This is a genomic window from Flavobacterium aquidurense (genome assembly GCF_002217195.1).
Taxonomy (GTDB): domain Bacteria; phylum Bacteroidota; class Bacteroidia; order Flavobacteriales; family Flavobacteriaceae; genus Flavobacterium; species Flavobacterium frigidimaris.
In genome coordinates, this window is the sequence record NZ_MUGR01000016.1 from 24815 (window position 1) to 40357 (window position 15543).

Sequence of the window (15543 nt, forward strand, 5' to 3'; positions counted from 1 at the left end):
TAAAAATCGTTCTTTTATACTTTTCAATTCTTAAAGTAAAGTATGCAGGAATTTGACACCATTATTATTGGTTCCGGAGTTGGCGGATTATCAACGGCAATTTGTCTTGCAAGAGCCGGACAAAAAGTTTTGGTACTCGAACAACATTATGTTCCCGGTGGCTGGAGTCATAGTTTTACTTTAAAAGGACAACGTTTTAGTCCGGGTGTACATTACGTAGGACAATTAGAAGAAGGACAGTCTACCAATGAATTGTACAGAGGTTTGGGAATTGCCAACGACATGGTTTTTTTTCGAATGAACACCAATGCTTACGAACATTGTCTGATTGGAGAGGAAACTTTCGATCTTCCTGCAGGAGTCGAAAATCTAAAAGAAAAACTCTCTGCACATTTTCCACACGAAGAAAAAAACATCAAAGAATATCTTTCATTGGTTGAAAAAGTGAGTTATGAATTGCAGTTAATTCCAAAACTGAAAGGTTTCTGGCAAAACATTACCGTTCCGTTTCGCACCAAACATTTTGGGAAATTTGCTTTGTTTCCTTTAAAAAAAGTAATTGGCTGGCACGTCAAGGATCCGAAACTAAAAGCGGTACTGAATATTCAATGTGGCGATCACGGACTTCCACCAAGCCGGGCTTGCTTTCCGGTACATTGTTCTGTAATGAGTCATTATTTTGATGGCGGTTTTTATCCAATGGGTGGCGGAGGCGGAATTGTAAAAGCCATGACAAATGGTGTAAAAAGACATCACGGAGAAATTCGCGTAAAACAAAACGTTCGTAAAATCATCATCGAAAATAAAAAAGCAATTGGTATCCAGCTTAAAAATGGCGAAGAAATAAGAGCTAAAAACATTGTTTCAAACGCAGATCCTTCTATTACTTATCTCAATTTAATTGACAAAGAACACCTCAGTAAATCACTTCTTAAAAAACTCGACAAGACAAAATATTCGGTTACTTCTTTGATTTTATTCCTTACACTTGACATTGATGTTACCTTATATAATATAGATTCCGGAAATTTTTGGATGATGAAAGATGAAAATGACGATGCCAACTTTGAACATTTAATGAGCAACACCATTGATTCCGGAGATTCATTTCCTTCGGTATTTATCAGTTGCACCACACTCAAAGATCCGGCAAGCTTCAACGGACGTTATCATAATTTTGAAATTGTAACGTATGTGAATTATGATCACTTAAAAGATTTTAATGGTTTAGACGATTATCACACTGAAGAGTATAAAATTTTCAAAGAAAAAATCATCAATAAACTGATGAATAATGTCGAAAAAATAATTCCAAACGCAAAACAACATATTATTCAGGCAGAATTAGGAACTCCTAAAACCAATGAATTCTATATTAACTCAACCAAAGGCAATGTTTACGGAACCGAAAAAACATTGAATCAGGTAGGCCCTTTCTCGTATAAAAACAAAACCGAAATCGAAAACCTATTCCTTTGCGGTGCCTGTACGCTGTCTCATGGTGTTGCTGGCGCGACATACTCAGGCGTGGCAGCTGCGGCGGCCATTTTGGGATGCACATCTGATGATTTATTAATAGAAGATAACAACCAGAAAATCCGAATTTACGATGCCGAAGATGTTTCGACATGGCCGGATTGGGTACATACCAAACGAACAGATAAAATAAGGAAATTCGTTTAAAAAAAATACTTATTTTTGCGCAACCACCAAAGCCATCAAACCAAATGAAAAATGTTCTTGTTATTTATTATTCTCAATCCGGACAATTAGAAGAGATTGCGCGAAATATCGCAAAACCTATCCTGAATTCAGAAGCAATAAATGTAACGTTTCATGAAATACAATTACAGAAACCTTTTCCCTTTCCATGGGATAAGAGTTCTTTTTTTGACGCCTTTCCTGAATCATTTCTTCAAATACCTACAGCATTAAAACCTGTTCCTGAAGAGATTTTAAACGCGAAATTCGACTTAATACTTTTCCATTATCAGGTGTGGTATTTGTCGCCTTCGATTCCTGTCAATTCATTTTTAAAAAGCGACGATGCAAAAAAAATCCTGAACAATACGCCTGTTGTCACCATAAGCGGTTCTCGTAATATGTGGATTATGGCACAGGAAAAAATCAAAACTTTACTAAAAGAAGCCAATGCTCAATTAGTAGGGAATATTGCTTTGGTAGATCGCGTTGGAAATTTAATCAGCGTTATCACAATAGTAGAATGGATGTTCTCCGGAGTAAAGAAAAAATATTTGGGAATTCTTCCGTTACCGGGAGTTTCAGACAAAGACATTCAGGAGTCGGATAAATTTGGAAATGTCATTGTTTCCGCATTAAACGAAGGTAAATTAGAAGATTTACAGCCAAAATTATTAGCCATTGACGCAGTAAAAATTAGCCCGTATTTAGTTACGGTGGATAAAACCGCGAATAAAATTTTCAATAAATGGTCTAATCTGATATATAAGCACCAAAAAAACAGAAAACAGCTTCTTAAAGTATTTAATGTTTATTTATTCCTCGCAATATGGTTAATCTCACCAATAGTATATATATTGCACCTTATTACCTACCCTTTTAAGTTAAAAACCATAAAAAAAGAAACTCAATATTATCAAGGAGTTTAGAAGACGAAATTAGATTATGTTTGAAGTATATATTACCAAAGCCGCAAAGTATTTGCCAAATGAGCCTGTTTCTAATGAAGAAATGGAAGATTATTTAGGACTCATTAATGATGCTGCCTCTAAAGCAAGACGCATTATTTTGCGCAATAATAAAATTACAAGTCGTTATTACGCCATAGATAAAACGGGAAAAAGCACACATAACAATGCTGAATTAACCCGAAATGCTGTTGTACAATTATTTGATGAAAATTTTACAGCACAAGATCTTGAAGTGCTTTCATGCGGAACCTCAACACCTGATATTTTCCTGCCTTCGCACGCTGCGATGGTTCATGGTTTATTAAAAAACAAATCGGTAGAATTAAATTCGTCAACTGGTGTTTGTTGTGCCGGAATGAATTCTTTAAAATTTGGTTTCCTTTCTGTAAGATCAGGAAACTCTAAAAATGCAATTTGCACAGGCTCAGAAAGAGTTTCAACCTGGCTGAATGCTCAAATGTACAATCATGAAGCAGCCAATCTAAAAAGTCTTGAAGAGCAGCCTATAATTGCCTTCAAAAAAGATTTTTTACGTTGGATGTTATCTGACGGTGCCGGTGCTTTTTTATTAGAAAATAAACCAAGTGGCCCTATTTCTCTAAAAATCGAATGGATGGAAGCTTTTTCGTATGCGTACGAATTAGAAACCTGTATGTATGCCGGAGGAGATAAATTAGAAAATGGCGAAATTAAAGCGTGGAGTGATTATCCTCCCGAGCAATGGTTAAACCAATCGGTTTTTGCCATTAAACAAGATGTAAAATTACTGGATGAATTTATACTTTCTAAAGGAGCTGAAAGTATGAGCGATGCCATGTCTAAAAATAATATTACAGCAGATCAGGTCGATTATTTTATTCCACACGTTTCTTCTAACTTTTTTGTTGAAGGTTTAAAGAAAGGATTAACTGAAAAAGGAATCGGAATGGCTGATGAAAAATGGTTCATGAACCTTTCGAGAGTAGGAAATGTAGGCTCTGCCTCTATCTATTTGGCTGTAGAAGAACTGATGAATTCAGGAAATTTAAAAAAAGGAGATCGTATCCTTTTATCAGTTCCTGAAAGTGGAAGATTCTCTTTTGCTTATGCGTATTTAACAGTTTGCTAATGGAAACAACTTTACTTTTAGAAAAAGAGGCTGTCGAAAATTTATTGCCGCAAAAATTCCCTTTTGTTATGGTCGATCAAATGTATTCGTATACCGAAACTTCATTGGTTTCCGGGTTTAAGATTCAAAATGATAATATTTTCTTTGACAATGATACTTTTCTGGAAGCAGGTTTAATAGAACATATGGCGCAATCTGTAGCTTTGCATACAGGATATCAATTTTTCTTAAAAAACGAAATAGCCCCAACGGGATATATTGGTTCTATTAAAGAAATTGCGATTAAAAAATTGCCGAAAATTAATGATACCATTCAATCAACGGTAACAATTTTACAGGAATTTGCCGGAATTACACTGGTTGATATTGTAACATATCTGAATAATGAAGAAATTGCTAACGGACAAATGAAAACTGTTTTAGCGAAATGACAGCAACAATGAAAACCGGAGTTGATATACAAAATTACTTACCGCACCGAGCGCCAATGCTTATGGTGGATTTAATTTTGGATATAGATTCTAATTTTGTAGAGACCATCTTCCTGATAAAAGAAGACAATATTTTTATTGACAATAACATTTTTATCGAAGCCGGTTTAATCGAAAATACAGCACAAACCTGTTCGTCTATTGTAGGCAAAAAGTATTTTTTTGACGAAGACGGAACAGAAAATGAAAACGTAAATGTATTGGGTTTTATCAGTGCGATAAAAAACCTTAAAATACATTTACTCCCAAAAGTGGGTGATACAATTATTACCAAAGCAACCCTGGTTTCAAAATTCGAAGGCGACGATTATACATTGTGCACCATGCGCTGCGAAAGTATATGGGGACATAAATTACTTTTAGAATGTGAAATTAATTTGTTCATTCAAAAGATCGTTTCGGTGTAAATGAATGCTAAAAAAATCATTCTGCATTTATTAATCCGGATTGGAATTTTAGTATTATTAATTGGATCGTTTTTTTTACTTTGGTATCTTACCGTTGATCGGCATTCACATTGTCATGGAGATGATCACAAACATTTTGATACTGGTTTAGGGTTCTTTATTATAGAACTTATGGCAATCCAGGCGTTTTGCGTGGGAATGCTGATAGAGATGATTTATTTATTTGTGAAGAAAAAACAAAATTTAGCTTTCGCAAATCTGGGGTTTTTAATAATTAGTGTATGTATCGCATTCGCCTTATGTATCTGATAAATTAATAATGAAATGGAAAAAGAAAAAGTACCACAAGACAAAAGCAACTTAACCGCGAACAACGTTAAAGAGCTTTTATATGCTACCGATGAAAATGGCGATTATACCACTACTCTAAGTACAGGTTGGGAACCTAAATCTATTGCACTATCCAATTCAATAGACGAAATAAACGAACGAATTGCCGAAGCAAAATTACAAGTTCAAATTGGCGAAGTAAGCCCAATTTGCTATTATATGGAACGCTCTAAAATGGATCTTACTATTCTGGCAAGTTATGTTGGAATGTGGAAATGGCGCGTAAAAAGACATTTTAAGCCAACCGTTTTTGCTAAACTAAGCGATACCATTTTACAAAAATATGCCGATGCTTTCGAAATTTCGGTAGCTGAATTAAAAAATATTAAAACAGATTAATGCAAACTAATTTTACACATCATCAAGCCGCACATTGTGAGAATGGAGTTGCTTCGAATTTGTTAAAAAACAGCGGACTCAACATCAGCGAACCTATGGTTTTTGGTATTGGTTCCGGACTTTTCTTTGTGTATTTGCCTTTTCTAAAAGTAAATCATGCACCTGCAATCAGTTACAGAACTTTGCCGGGACAAATTTTTAATAAACTGGCCAGCCGTTTAAATTTAAAAATAAAAAGACAAAAATTTTCTTCTCCTGCAAATGCAAATAAAGCTTTGGATGAAAATTTAAAAAACAATATCCCAACCGGATTACAAGTTGGAGTGTATCATTTGAGTTATTTTCCGGATGAATATCGCTTTCATTTCAACGCACACAATTTAGTCGTTTACGGAAAAACTGAAACTGATTATTTAGTGAGCGATCCTGTTATGGAAACCGTTACCACTCTGACACATGACGAACTAGACAAAGTACGTTTTGCCAAAGGCGCTTTTGCCCCAAGAGGACAAATGTATTACCCGATTCAGATTCCCGCAAATGTTGATCTAAAAAGTGCCATCATCAAAGGAATCAAAAATACTTGTCGTGATATGTTGGCGCCAATGCCAATTGTTGGTGTACGCGGAATTAAATTCGTATCAAAACAAATCCGTAAATGGCCCGTAAAACACGGAACCAAAAAAGCCAATCATTACCTGGCACAAATGGTGCGTATGCAGGAAGAAATTGGAACCGGAGGCGGAGGTTTTCGATTTATTTATGCTGCGTTTTTACAAGAAGCTTCCGTTATTTTAAACAATGAAGAATTAAAGGTACTTTCTAAAGAAATGACCTTAATTGGAGATTCATGGCGAGATTTTGCTGTAGAAGCTTCGAGAATTTACAAAAACAGAAGTGCCAAAGAAGATGCTTACAATGCCATTGCCGATGAACTTTTGAGCATTGCCAACAGAGAAGAAATCTTTTTCAAGAAACTAAAAAAAGCGATTAGCTAGATATATTTTGAAACCCATTATAAAAATAGAATCCCTTTCGAAAAAGTACAAAGATGCAGACCAGTATTCTTTGAACGATGTTTCTCTGGATATCAACGAAGGACAGATCTTTGGTTTACTTGGCCCAAATGGTGCCGGGAAAACCACTTTAATCTCCATGCTTTGCGGATTGATCAAACCCACTTCCGGACATTTTACCATTGATAACCTGAACTACACGAATCATTCCTCTAAAATTAAAAAAATTATTGGAGTTGTTCCTCAGGAATATGCGCTCTATCCTACTTTGACAGCAAGAGAAAATCTCCATTATTTTGGAAGTATGTACGGCTTAAAAGGTTCCTACCTTAAAGATAAAGTCGTTGAAACTTTAGATCTTTTAGGTCTGTTAAAATTCGCCGACAAACGCATCGAAACTTTCTCAGGCGGAATGAAACGAAGAGTGAATCTGATTGCCGGAATTTTGCACAATCCTAAAGTCCTGTTTTTAGATGAACCAACTGTTGGTGTTGATGTTCAGTCTAAAAATGCCATTATCGATTATTTGAAAGTTCTCAATCAAAATGGAACTACGATTATATATACGTCGCATCATTTGGCTGAAGCCGAAGATTTTTGTACCAATATCGCCATTCTGGACCGAGGCAGAATTTATGCGCAGGGAACACCATCAAGTCTAATTGATTCGACAGATGAAGCACGCAATCTTGAAGAAGTTTTTATTTCATTAACCGGTAAAGATTTTAGAGATGGTCAATAAAATTTGGATGTCAGTCGTAAAAGAATTCCTTTTACTGAAACGAGATTTAGGCGGATTGATTATTCTGTTTATCATGCCGTTGGTACTGGTAATCACGGTAACTTTAATTCAGGACAGTACTTTTAAAACCATTAGCGACAATAAAATTCCAATTTTATTGGTTGATAATGACAACGGTTCTGTGTCTAAAACCGTTTTTGATAATCTTGAAAAAAGCAATTTGTTTAGTGTTATCACGCAAATCGACAATAAAACCATTACCGAAGAAGTGGCAAAAGAGGCCGTTTACAAAGGAAAATTCCAATTGGCGATTGTGATTCCCAAAGATTTAAGTATCGACTTACAAACCAAAATCGATCAGAATGTTGAGAACATTATCAGTAAAATGGGCTTAACAGAAACCGATTCTACAGCACAAACAGAAAAACCTAAAGTAATCAGGGAAAAGGAAGTAAAATTGTATTTTGATCCGGCGGTTCAGATGAGTTTCAAAAATGCCGTGATGAGTTCGATTGACAAGATGATTTCTCAAATCGAAACCAAATCCATTTACACCACGTTCCAAAATCAATTGGGAGAAGGAACTGTTGAATTCGATCAAAAGAGTTTCATTACTTTCAAAGAAATAATTCCGAAAATAAACAACAAAGAAGTTCGACCAAACTCGGTACAGCATAACGTTCCGGCCTGGACACTTTTTGCGATATTTTTTATCGTGATTCCGTTATCTATTAATATTGTAAAAGAAAAATCACAAGGAACCTTTGTTCGGTTATTGACCAATCCGGTTTCTAATTTAGTGGTGATAATTGGTAAAACCATTACCTATTCAGCCATTTGTATGATTCAGTTTTATATGATGGTGGCTGTGGCGGTTTTTTTATTTCCGCATATTGGTTTGCCTTCCTTAAATATTGAAGGTCATTTATTTTTAATGAGTGTCGTGGCTTTATTCTCCGGTTTTGCTGCCATTGGTTTCGGTATTTTATTAGGAACCGTAGCCAATACACAAGAACAATCAGCTCCGTTTGGCGCGACAAGTGTCCTTATTCTCGCTGCCGTTGGTGGTGTTTGGGTGCCTGTTTTTGCCATGCCAACTATTATGCAATATATCGCTAAATCATCACCTATGAATTGGGGATTAGAAGCTTTCTACGATGTTTTATTGCGCAACGTTTCTTTCCTCGAAATCATCCCAAAAATAAGTTTGTTATTTTTGTTCTTTATTATCACAACATCTATAGCCTTATTTTATGACAAAAAGAAAAGAACAGTATAACGAAGCCACTGAACTAACCGTTTCTCACGAAATCAGAATTCGTTTTAACGAAACTGATCCGCTTGGAATCGTTTGGCATGGCAATTATATTACCTATTTTGAAGATGGACGAGAAGCGTTTGGCCGCCAACACGGACTTACCTATTTGGATATTGGCAATACCGGTTATACGACTCCAATCGTAAAATCAAAATGCGAACATAAATTGTCTTTACGCTACGGTGATGTCGTAACCATAGAAACAACGGTTGTCGATACTCCTGCTGCCAAAATGATCTATCGTTTTAGAATATTAGATGCAAAAGGCGAAGTGGCCTGTACTGGAGAAACCGTTCAGGTATTTTTAGACGGCGACGGAAATCTAATGCTGACAAATCCTCCTTTCTATGAAGAATGGAAACGAAAAGTGGGATTATTAAAATAAAAGACAAACACGAATTACACTAATTTTCACGAATTAAAATTAATAAAAATCCGCGTTAATCCGTTTAATCCGTACAATCTGTGGCCCATTTAGCAGCCAGAAATTAAGATAAAATGATAAGAGAAGTATATATCAACGAAACGAATTGTATCACGCCTTTAGGTTTTGATGTTGCATCAAACATTGAAGCGATTGTTCGCGGCGATTCCGGTATTCAATTGCATCAGGATATTGCTTTAATGCCAATTCCGTTTTATGCTTCGATTATTAGTAATGAAAAAATAAACAGTGCTTTTGAGAAAATCAGTACTGACACCAAATATTCCCGCTTAGAAAAAATGATGATTTTGGCTTTAGAGCCGATTATCAAAAAATCCGGAATCGAATTAAATTCGAAAACAGCTTTTATACTTTCGACCACAAAAGGAAATGTTACAGCATTGAAAAACAATTCAGAGGAAAGTTTTAATAGTGCACATTTAGATATTTTGGCAAAAAATGTTGCTGATTTCTTCAACTTCCAAACACAACCAATTGTAGTTTCGAATGCTTGTGTTTCCGGAATTTTAGCGGTTTCGGTTGCTAAAAGAATGATTCAGTCTGAGTTGTACGATAATGTTTTTGTTGTAGCCGGAGATGAAGTTTCAGAATTTGTTTTGTCCGGTTTTAATTCTTTTCAGGCGATGAGCGAATTGCCTTGTAAACCGTATTCTAAAAACAGAACCGGAGTAAGTTTAGGCGAAGCAACGGCTGCTGTTTTAATTTCGGCGAATCCGGCAACCGCAAAAATAAAAGTGATTGGAGACAGTTCGATAAACGATGCCAACCATATTTCGGGTCCGTCAAGAACGGGTGAAGGTTTGTTTAGAAGTATTCAGAATGCTTTGAAAGAAGCCCAAATTGAAGTGGACAAAATCGACTATATTTCAGCTCACGGAACAGCAACTCCGTTTAATGACGAAATGGAAGCCATTGCCTTAAATCGTTTGGGTTTGCAAAACGTTTCTATAAATAGTTTAAAAGGTTTTTACGGTCATACCTTAGGCGCTTCGGGATTATTAGAAACCGTAATCGCGATAGAATCTGTAAACCAAAATATGCTTTTTGAATCGAAAGGTTTTGATGAAATGGGGGTAAGTGAATCGATAAATATTATTGAGAAAAACGAAGAGACAACTATTGAGTATTTTTTGAAGACGGCTTCCGGATTTGGAGGTTGTAATACGGCTGTGGTTTTTGAAAAAGTGAAATGAAATGGAGAATAACGAAACTAAATTTCTAATTTACGACAATCCTAATGGAAAAGTAAGAGTAGATGTTTTTGTGCAAGACGAAACAATTTGGCTTACACAGAAAGCTATGAGTGAGCTTTTTGGCGCAGTAAAATCAACAATTAGCGAGCATATAGCTAATACATTCGAATCTAACGAACTACAAAAAGAGGCAACTGTTCGGAATTTCCGAACAGTTCAACAAGAAGGTGAAAGATTAGTTAATAGAGATCTTGAATATTACAATCTTGATGTCATAATTTCTGTCGGTTATCGTGTAAATTCTGCAAAAGCAACGCAATTTAGAATATGGGCAACCCAAACCTTAAAAGAATATATTATAAAAGGGTTTGTTCTAGATGATGAACGATTAAAACAAGGAAAAACTGTTTTCGGCAAAGATTACTTTAAAGAATTATTACGCAGAGTTCGTTCTATCCGCGCCAGCGAACGTAGAATTTATCAGCAAGTAAGTGACATTTTTGCAGAATGTAGTATCGATTATGATAAAAATTCAGAAGTAACGAAGAATTTTTATGCTATGGTTCAAAATAAATTTCACTTTGCTATAACTGGAAATACTGCTGCAGAAATTATCCATAAAAATGCAGATAAAAAGAAAGATAACATGGGACTTAGCAGTTGGAAAAATGCTCCCGACGGAAGAATATTAAAATCGGATGTAATTGTTGCTAAAAATTATTTACAAGAAAAAGAAATAAGTCAACTTGAAAGAACCGTTACAGGTTACTTTGATTATATTGAAGGTTTGATCGAACGTGAAAATACTTTTACAATGGAGCAATTAGCTACAAGTGTAAATAAATTTCTTTCATTCAATGAATATAAAATTTTAGAAGGAAAAGGCAAAATATCAAAAATTCAAGCTGATAAAAAAGCCATTAAAGAATATGATGAGTTTAATAAAACTCAAAAAATAATTTCAGATTTTGATAAGGAAATTAAAAAAATAGGAAAGAAAAAATGAAAACAAGCAAGTCTTTCTTAACAGGTTTTGATGAAAATGGCATAAGTGAGACTTGTAATACACCGGTGATTTTAAAAAAATGAAATGGAAAATCAAACTAATTGGACACCGTTCGCAGACGATAATTTACTTGGCTTAACAGATAAAAATCAAATCAATGAGTTTGAAGCGTCCGGAATTGCAAAAGCTGAGCTTTATACTTTTGAATTAGAAACTGATGTTGAGATTTCAACATCGCTTGTATTGGAAATTCATAAAATTGCATTTGAACAACTTTACGATTGGGCTGGAAAATGGAGATTATAAATTAATAACCCAATTAATTAGTGAAGAACTGGTTTCCTTTTAATTCTTTCTCTTTTAAAATGGCATCGACAATTTTAACAACTTTACTCTTCGAAACCTGTTGGTCTTCTAAAGACATTGTAGAAAATACAGTATCCGTAAGTACTTTTGACAAAAAGCTTTTCTGTTTTAACTGTGGATATTTTTCGTAGAATTTCATAACTTGACAAAGTTACAAAAAATAATGACTCAAAAAACTCACATACAATCCTACATCACCATCCAAAACAACGAAATTGTTTTGAACGGAACTTCTGTATTCAAAATAGAACCAACCGATTTTGGTGATTTTTCTAAACAAGCGTACCGTAACTTTGACATTCAATATCCAAAGTTTTTCAAAATGGATGCTTTGAGCAAGCTGGCTTTTTTAGGATCTGAATTGCTTTTGAGTCCGATAACTTCGGCAGATCAGGAAAACAATATTGCTTTGGTTTTTGCCAATAAATCGTCGAGTTTGGATACTGATGTTAAATACCAGAAATCGATTTCAGACAAAGAAAACTACTTTCCAAGCCCTGCAGTTTTCGTTTATACGCTGCCAAATATTTGTTTGGGCGAAATAAGTATACGTCATCAGCTGAAAAGTGAAAATTCTTTCTTTATATTTGACGCCTTTAACACTGAATTTATGTCGAACTACTCGGATATTCTGTTGAATACGAATAAGGCAGATAAGGTTCTTTGTGGATGGGTAGAATTTTTTAATAACGATTACAAAGCGTTTCTTTGCACGATTAGTAAAGAAGAAAGCACAAAATATACAAACGAAAATATCAATACATTATATAATAAATAATCATGGAAGCATTAAAAGAAGAATTAAAAAATAAAATCATTACTACATTAAATCTTGAAGATATCGCAATTGAAGATATTGCTGATAACGATCCTTTGTTTGGAGATGGTTTAGGTTTAGACTCCATTGATGCGCTTGAATTAATTGTGATTTTAGATAAAGATTACGGAATTAAATTGGTTGACCCAAAAGAAGGAAAAACAATTTTCCAGTCGATTGAAACGATGGCTGCTTATATTAGCGCTAACAGAACAAAATAAGACTGCTTAGACTTGCTTAGATTTTTAGACAACTTAGACAAAAATGTCTAAATCTGGAAATTACAAAATCTAAGAAGTCTACTATCTAATAATCTAAGCAAGTCTAAAAATCTAATAATCTAAGCAAGTCTACAATGAAAGGTGTTGCAATAACCGGAATGGGAATTATCTCTTCGATTGGAAATTCAGTCGAAGAAAATTATATTTCGTTGATCGAAAATAAAATTGGCATTTCCCGTATCACAAATATTTCGACAGTTCATGCGGATGTTATTAAGGTGGGAGAAATCAAAAAAACCAATGAAGAATTAGTTAAAGAATTGAACCTTACTGAAGATAATAACTTTTCGAGAACAGCAATGATCGGTACTTTGGCAGCAAAACAAGCTGTTGAAAATGCCGGAATTACATCGATAAACGAATTCAGAACCGGACTTATTTCGGCTACAAGCGTGGGCGGAATGGACATGACTGAAAGACATTATTACGATTATTTCACACATCCTGAATTGGTTAAATACATTACTTGCCATGATGGCGGTGATGTGGCGGAGAAAATTGCAGAAGAACTGGGACTAAAAGGAATCGTTACGACTATTAGTACGGCTTGTTCGTCTGCAGCAAACGCGATTATGCTGGGTGCAAGACTGATAAAAACCGGAAAATTAGATCGTGTTATTGTGGGCGGAGCCGATGGTTTGGCAAAATTTACGATTAACGGATTCAAGACTTTGATGATTTTATCAGACGATTACAACAAACCTTTTGACAATGAACGAAAAGGCTTAAACCTGGGCGAAGCTGCAGCATATTTGGTTTTAGAATCAGATGAAGTTGTGGCAAAACAAAACAAAAAAGTGCTGGCAAGAGTTTCGGGTTACGGAAATGCAAATGACGCTTTTCACCAGACTGCTTCTTCAGAAAATGGAGATGGTGCTTATTTGGCAATGAAAAAAGCATTTGAAGTTTCGGGTTTAAAACCTTCTGAAATCGATTATATCAACGTACACGGAACAGCAACTCCCAACAACGATTTATCTGAAGGAAGAGCTTTAAAGAGAATCTATCAGGACGAAAAAGTGCCTGATTTTAGTTCTACAAAACCCTTTACCGGACATACTTTGGCCGCGGCAGCAGCAATTGAAGCGGTTTACAGCGTTTTGGCGATTCAGAATAATGTGGTGTATCCGAATTTGAATTTCGAAAATCAAATGGAAGAATTTGATTTGCAGCCTCAGACTTCGTTAAAAAATAAAAATATCGAACACGTTTTATCCAACTCTTTTGGTTTTGGAGGAAATTGTTCCACCCTTATATTTTCAAAAAGCTAATGAAATCGTCATGATTCCAATAAAAAATAAATTAATAATGACGATTCCATGTTCCTTTAAAACAACAAATTTAATCTTCGCATGAAAAAAACATATATAAATGGAGTAGGCTGTATTTCGACTCAAAAAACATTTGATACTGTTTTTTTAGAAGAAGCTATTGTCAATCATGATCAAAATGTACTGGCAATCGTTCCGCCCGTTTACAAAGAATACATTTCACCAGCCGCCAGCAGAAGAATGGCGAAAGGCGTAAAAAACGGAATCGTTGCTTCGGCTTTAGCCATGAAAGATGCCAATGTCGAAAAAGTAGATGCTATCATTACCGGAACCGGTTTAGGATGCATCGAAGATTCTGAAAAATTCCTGAAAAGTATCCTGGATAATAACGAAGAGTTTTTAACACCAACTTCTTTTATTCAGTCGACTCACAATACCGTTGGTGCGCAAATCGCCTTGTTGCAGCAATGCAAAGGTTATAATTTTACGTATGTAAATGGCGCTGTTTCTTTTGAATCGGCACTTTTAGATGCTAAAATGCAAATCGAGGAAGAAGAAGCCCAATCAGTTTTAATTGGTGGAGTTGACGAAAATGGTGATTATACAACCGCACTTTTTAAACTTTCCGGTCGTATAAAAGAAGACGATAAAGCGCCTTATGATGTTTTGACTTCTACTACAAGCGGTGCTGTTTATGGCGAAGGAGCCAGTTTTTTTGTTTTAGAAAATGAAAGAAAAGACACAACTTATGCCGAAGTTCTGGATATTGCCATTATAAATACCCTCGAAGAAAACGAAATTGAAGCCGAAATTAAATCATTTCTGAAATCAAATAATTTAGAGATTTCCGATGTTGATGCTTTAGTTTTAGGTTTTGACGGAAATATAGATTTCGAAAACTATTATAAAAATCTTGCTGAAAATGCTTTTGCAGCAACACCTCAATTGTATTACAAACATTTGAGCGGTGAGTACGATACTGCTTCTGCTTTTGCTTTATGGATGGCAGCAAAAATTATTAAAACACAGGAACTTCCCGAAATCATAAAAGTAAATTCGGTTGAAAAACCAACTTATAATACCATTTTATTGTACAATCAATTGAATGGAAAAAATCATAGTTTTACTTTGATCACAAAATGATAACGCATAAAAACATTTCGTTATTCTTTCTCTTTTTATTGCTTTTACTGGTTCTTCTGAACTTTTATACAGCAATTAGCTGGGCATGGTATATCGCAATTGTTTTGATTTGGCTGGGAATAAACGCTGTTGGTTCTTCCCGAATATCTTCTGATTATCATGTCAAAGCATTTTGTAATAATCCGTTGGAAACGGAGAAAAAAATCGCTATCACTTTCGATGACGGACCAACTGTTTTTACTTTAGAAGTTTTAGAATTATTAAAAAAACACGACGTAAAAGCGACTTTCTTTTGCATCGGAAAAAATATTGAAGCGCATCCTGAAATCCTAAAACAAATTATTGCTAACGGACAACAGGTATTGCTTATCGAATGCCTTCAGGTCTTGCAATTGAATTTAGATTTAAAAAAGGTTTTTTAGATGTTTTAGACAGCGATTACTATCATAATAATTCTAATAGTCATTACTTGTTTGGTGATTATAATACTAATATCAATTTTCAAATAGGGATTTCTTACTCTTTTGAAACGAAATAA

At 34.9% G+C, this 15543-nt stretch carries 19 protein-coding genes and 1 pseudogene; 19 read left to right on the plus strand and 1 reads right to left on the minus strand.

Going from position 1 to position 15543, the window contains the following annotated elements; all coding sequences use genetic code 11:
* Positions 1-42: 42 nt before the first annotated feature.
* The 13 genes from B0A67_RS08725 to B0A67_RS08790 all read left to right on the plus strand — a co-directional run bounded on the left by B0A67_RS08725 (position 43) and on the right by B0A67_RS08790 (position 11433).
* Entirely contained in the window at positions 43-1683 is a 1641-nt protein-coding gene (locus tag B0A67_RS08725) for a phytoene desaturase family protein (protein WP_072957832.1), read from the plus strand.
* 44 nt (positions 1684-1727) lie between these two features.
* Complete coding sequence (locus tag B0A67_RS08730; protein ID WP_072957829.1) at positions 1728-2630, plus strand: NADPH-dependent FMN reductase family protein; 903 nt, start codon at positions 1728-1730, stop codon at positions 2628-2630.
* A gap of 16 nt (positions 2631-2646) precedes the next feature.
* On the plus strand, positions 2647-3780 hold the full coding sequence (locus B0A67_RS08735) for a beta-ketoacyl-ACP synthase III (protein ID WP_072957825.1): 1134 nt from the start codon (positions 2647-2649) through the stop codon (positions 3778-3780).
* Complete coding sequence (locus B0A67_RS08740) at positions 3780-4211, plus strand: hypothetical protein (RefSeq protein WP_072957822.1); 432 nt, start codon at positions 3780-3782, stop codon at positions 4209-4211. The genes B0A67_RS08735 and B0A67_RS08740 overlap by 1 nt, the downstream gene beginning before the upstream one ends.
* An 8-nt stretch (positions 4212-4219) precedes the next feature.
* Positions 4220-4678: an ABC transporter permease gene (locus tag B0A67_RS08745; protein WP_084074505.1), complete on the plus strand. Its 459-nt coding sequence runs from the start codon at positions 4220-4222 to the stop codon at positions 4676-4678.
* Positions 4679-5002: 324 nt separating this feature from the next.
* Positions 5003-5407 carry a hypothetical protein gene (locus tag B0A67_RS08755; RefSeq protein WP_072957813.1) on the plus strand — a complete coding sequence of 135 codons (405 nt, stop codon included), beginning with the start codon at positions 5003-5005 and terminating at the stop codon, positions 5405-5407.
* Positions 5407-6405: a BtrH N-terminal domain-containing protein gene (locus B0A67_RS08760; protein WP_072957809.1), complete on the plus strand. Its 999-nt coding sequence runs from the start codon at positions 5407-5409 to the stop codon at positions 6403-6405. Before B0A67_RS08755 ends, B0A67_RS08760 begins: the two co-directional genes overlap by 1 nt.
* A 7-nt stretch (positions 6406-6412) precedes the next feature.
* Positions 6413-7165 (plus strand): ABC transporter ATP-binding protein, encoded by a 753-nt coding sequence (locus B0A67_RS08765; protein WP_072957805.1) that lies wholly within the window; start codon positions 6413-6415, stop codon positions 7163-7165.
* Positions 7155-8444, plus strand: coding sequence for an ABC transporter permease (locus B0A67_RS08770; RefSeq protein ID WP_072957802.1), 1290 nt, complete (start codon positions 7155-7157; stop codon positions 8442-8444). The genes B0A67_RS08765 and B0A67_RS08770 overlap by 11 nt, the downstream gene beginning before the upstream one ends.
* The gene (locus B0A67_RS08775; protein ID WP_072957799.1) at positions 8419-8868 is read left to right on the plus strand and encodes an acyl-CoA thioesterase; all 450 of its coding nucleotides are present in this window, start codon (positions 8419-8421) and stop codon (positions 8866-8868) included. The genes B0A67_RS08770 and B0A67_RS08775 overlap by 26 nt, the downstream gene beginning before the upstream one ends.
* Before the next feature lie 113 nt (positions 8869-8981).
* Entirely contained in the window at positions 8982-10121 is a 1140-nt protein-coding gene (locus B0A67_RS08780; protein ID WP_072957797.1) for a beta-ketoacyl synthase N-terminal-like domain-containing protein, read from the plus strand.
* A gap of 1 nt (position 10122) precedes the next feature.
* Positions 10123-11127 carry a RhuM family protein gene (rhuM, locus tag B0A67_RS08785; protein WP_072957794.1) on the plus strand — a complete coding sequence of 335 codons (1005 nt, stop codon included), beginning with the start codon at positions 10123-10125 and terminating at the stop codon, positions 11125-11127.
* A gap of 84 nt (positions 11128-11211) precedes the next feature.
* Positions 11212-11433, plus strand: coding sequence for a hypothetical protein (locus tag B0A67_RS08790; protein ID WP_072957790.1), 222 nt, complete (start codon positions 11212-11214; stop codon positions 11431-11433).
* A gap of 13 nt (positions 11434-11446) precedes the next feature.
* On the opposite strand, the gene B0A67_RS24955 is transcribed toward B0A67_RS08790, so the two are convergent.
* Positions 11447-11587 (minus strand): hypothetical protein, encoded by a 141-nt coding sequence (locus tag B0A67_RS24955; RefSeq protein WP_165606704.1) that lies wholly within the window; start codon positions 11585-11587, stop codon positions 11447-11449.
* A gap of 69 nt (positions 11588-11656) precedes the next feature.
* On the opposite strand from B0A67_RS24955, the gene B0A67_RS08800 reads away from it, so the two are divergent.
* The 6 genes and pseudogenes from B0A67_RS08800 to B0A67_RS25465 form a co-directional block, all read left to right on the plus strand.
* Positions 11657-12271 (plus strand): 3-oxoacyl-ACP synthase, encoded by a 615-nt coding sequence (locus B0A67_RS08800; protein WP_072957787.1) that lies wholly within the window; start codon positions 11657-11659, stop codon positions 12269-12271.
* A 2-nt stretch (positions 12272-12273) separates the two neighbouring features.
* On the plus strand, positions 12274-12531 hold the full coding sequence (locus tag B0A67_RS08805) for a phosphopantetheine-binding protein (RefSeq protein WP_017496902.1): 258 nt from the start codon (positions 12274-12276) through the stop codon (positions 12529-12531).
* Between the two features lie 134 nt (positions 12532-12665).
* A complete protein-coding gene (locus tag B0A67_RS08810; protein WP_072957784.1) occupies positions 12666-13862 on the plus strand; it encodes a beta-ketoacyl-[acyl-carrier-protein] synthase family protein in 1197 nt (398 codons plus the stop codon).
* Positions 13863-13943: 81 nt separating this feature from the next.
* Positions 13944-15005 (plus strand): beta-ketoacyl synthase N-terminal-like domain-containing protein, encoded by a 1062-nt coding sequence (locus B0A67_RS08815; RefSeq protein ID WP_072957781.1) that lies wholly within the window; start codon positions 13944-13946, stop codon positions 15003-15005.
* Complete coding sequence (locus tag B0A67_RS08820) at positions 15002-15427, plus strand: polysaccharide deacetylase family protein (protein WP_084074497.1); 426 nt, start codon at positions 15002-15004, stop codon at positions 15425-15427. Before B0A67_RS08815 ends, B0A67_RS08820 begins: the two co-directional genes overlap by 4 nt.
* Positions 15364-15543, plus strand: a pseudogene (locus tag B0A67_RS25465) (outer membrane beta-barrel protein); the annotation flags it as partial. The gene B0A67_RS08820 and the pseudogene B0A67_RS25465, both read left to right, overlap by 64 nt.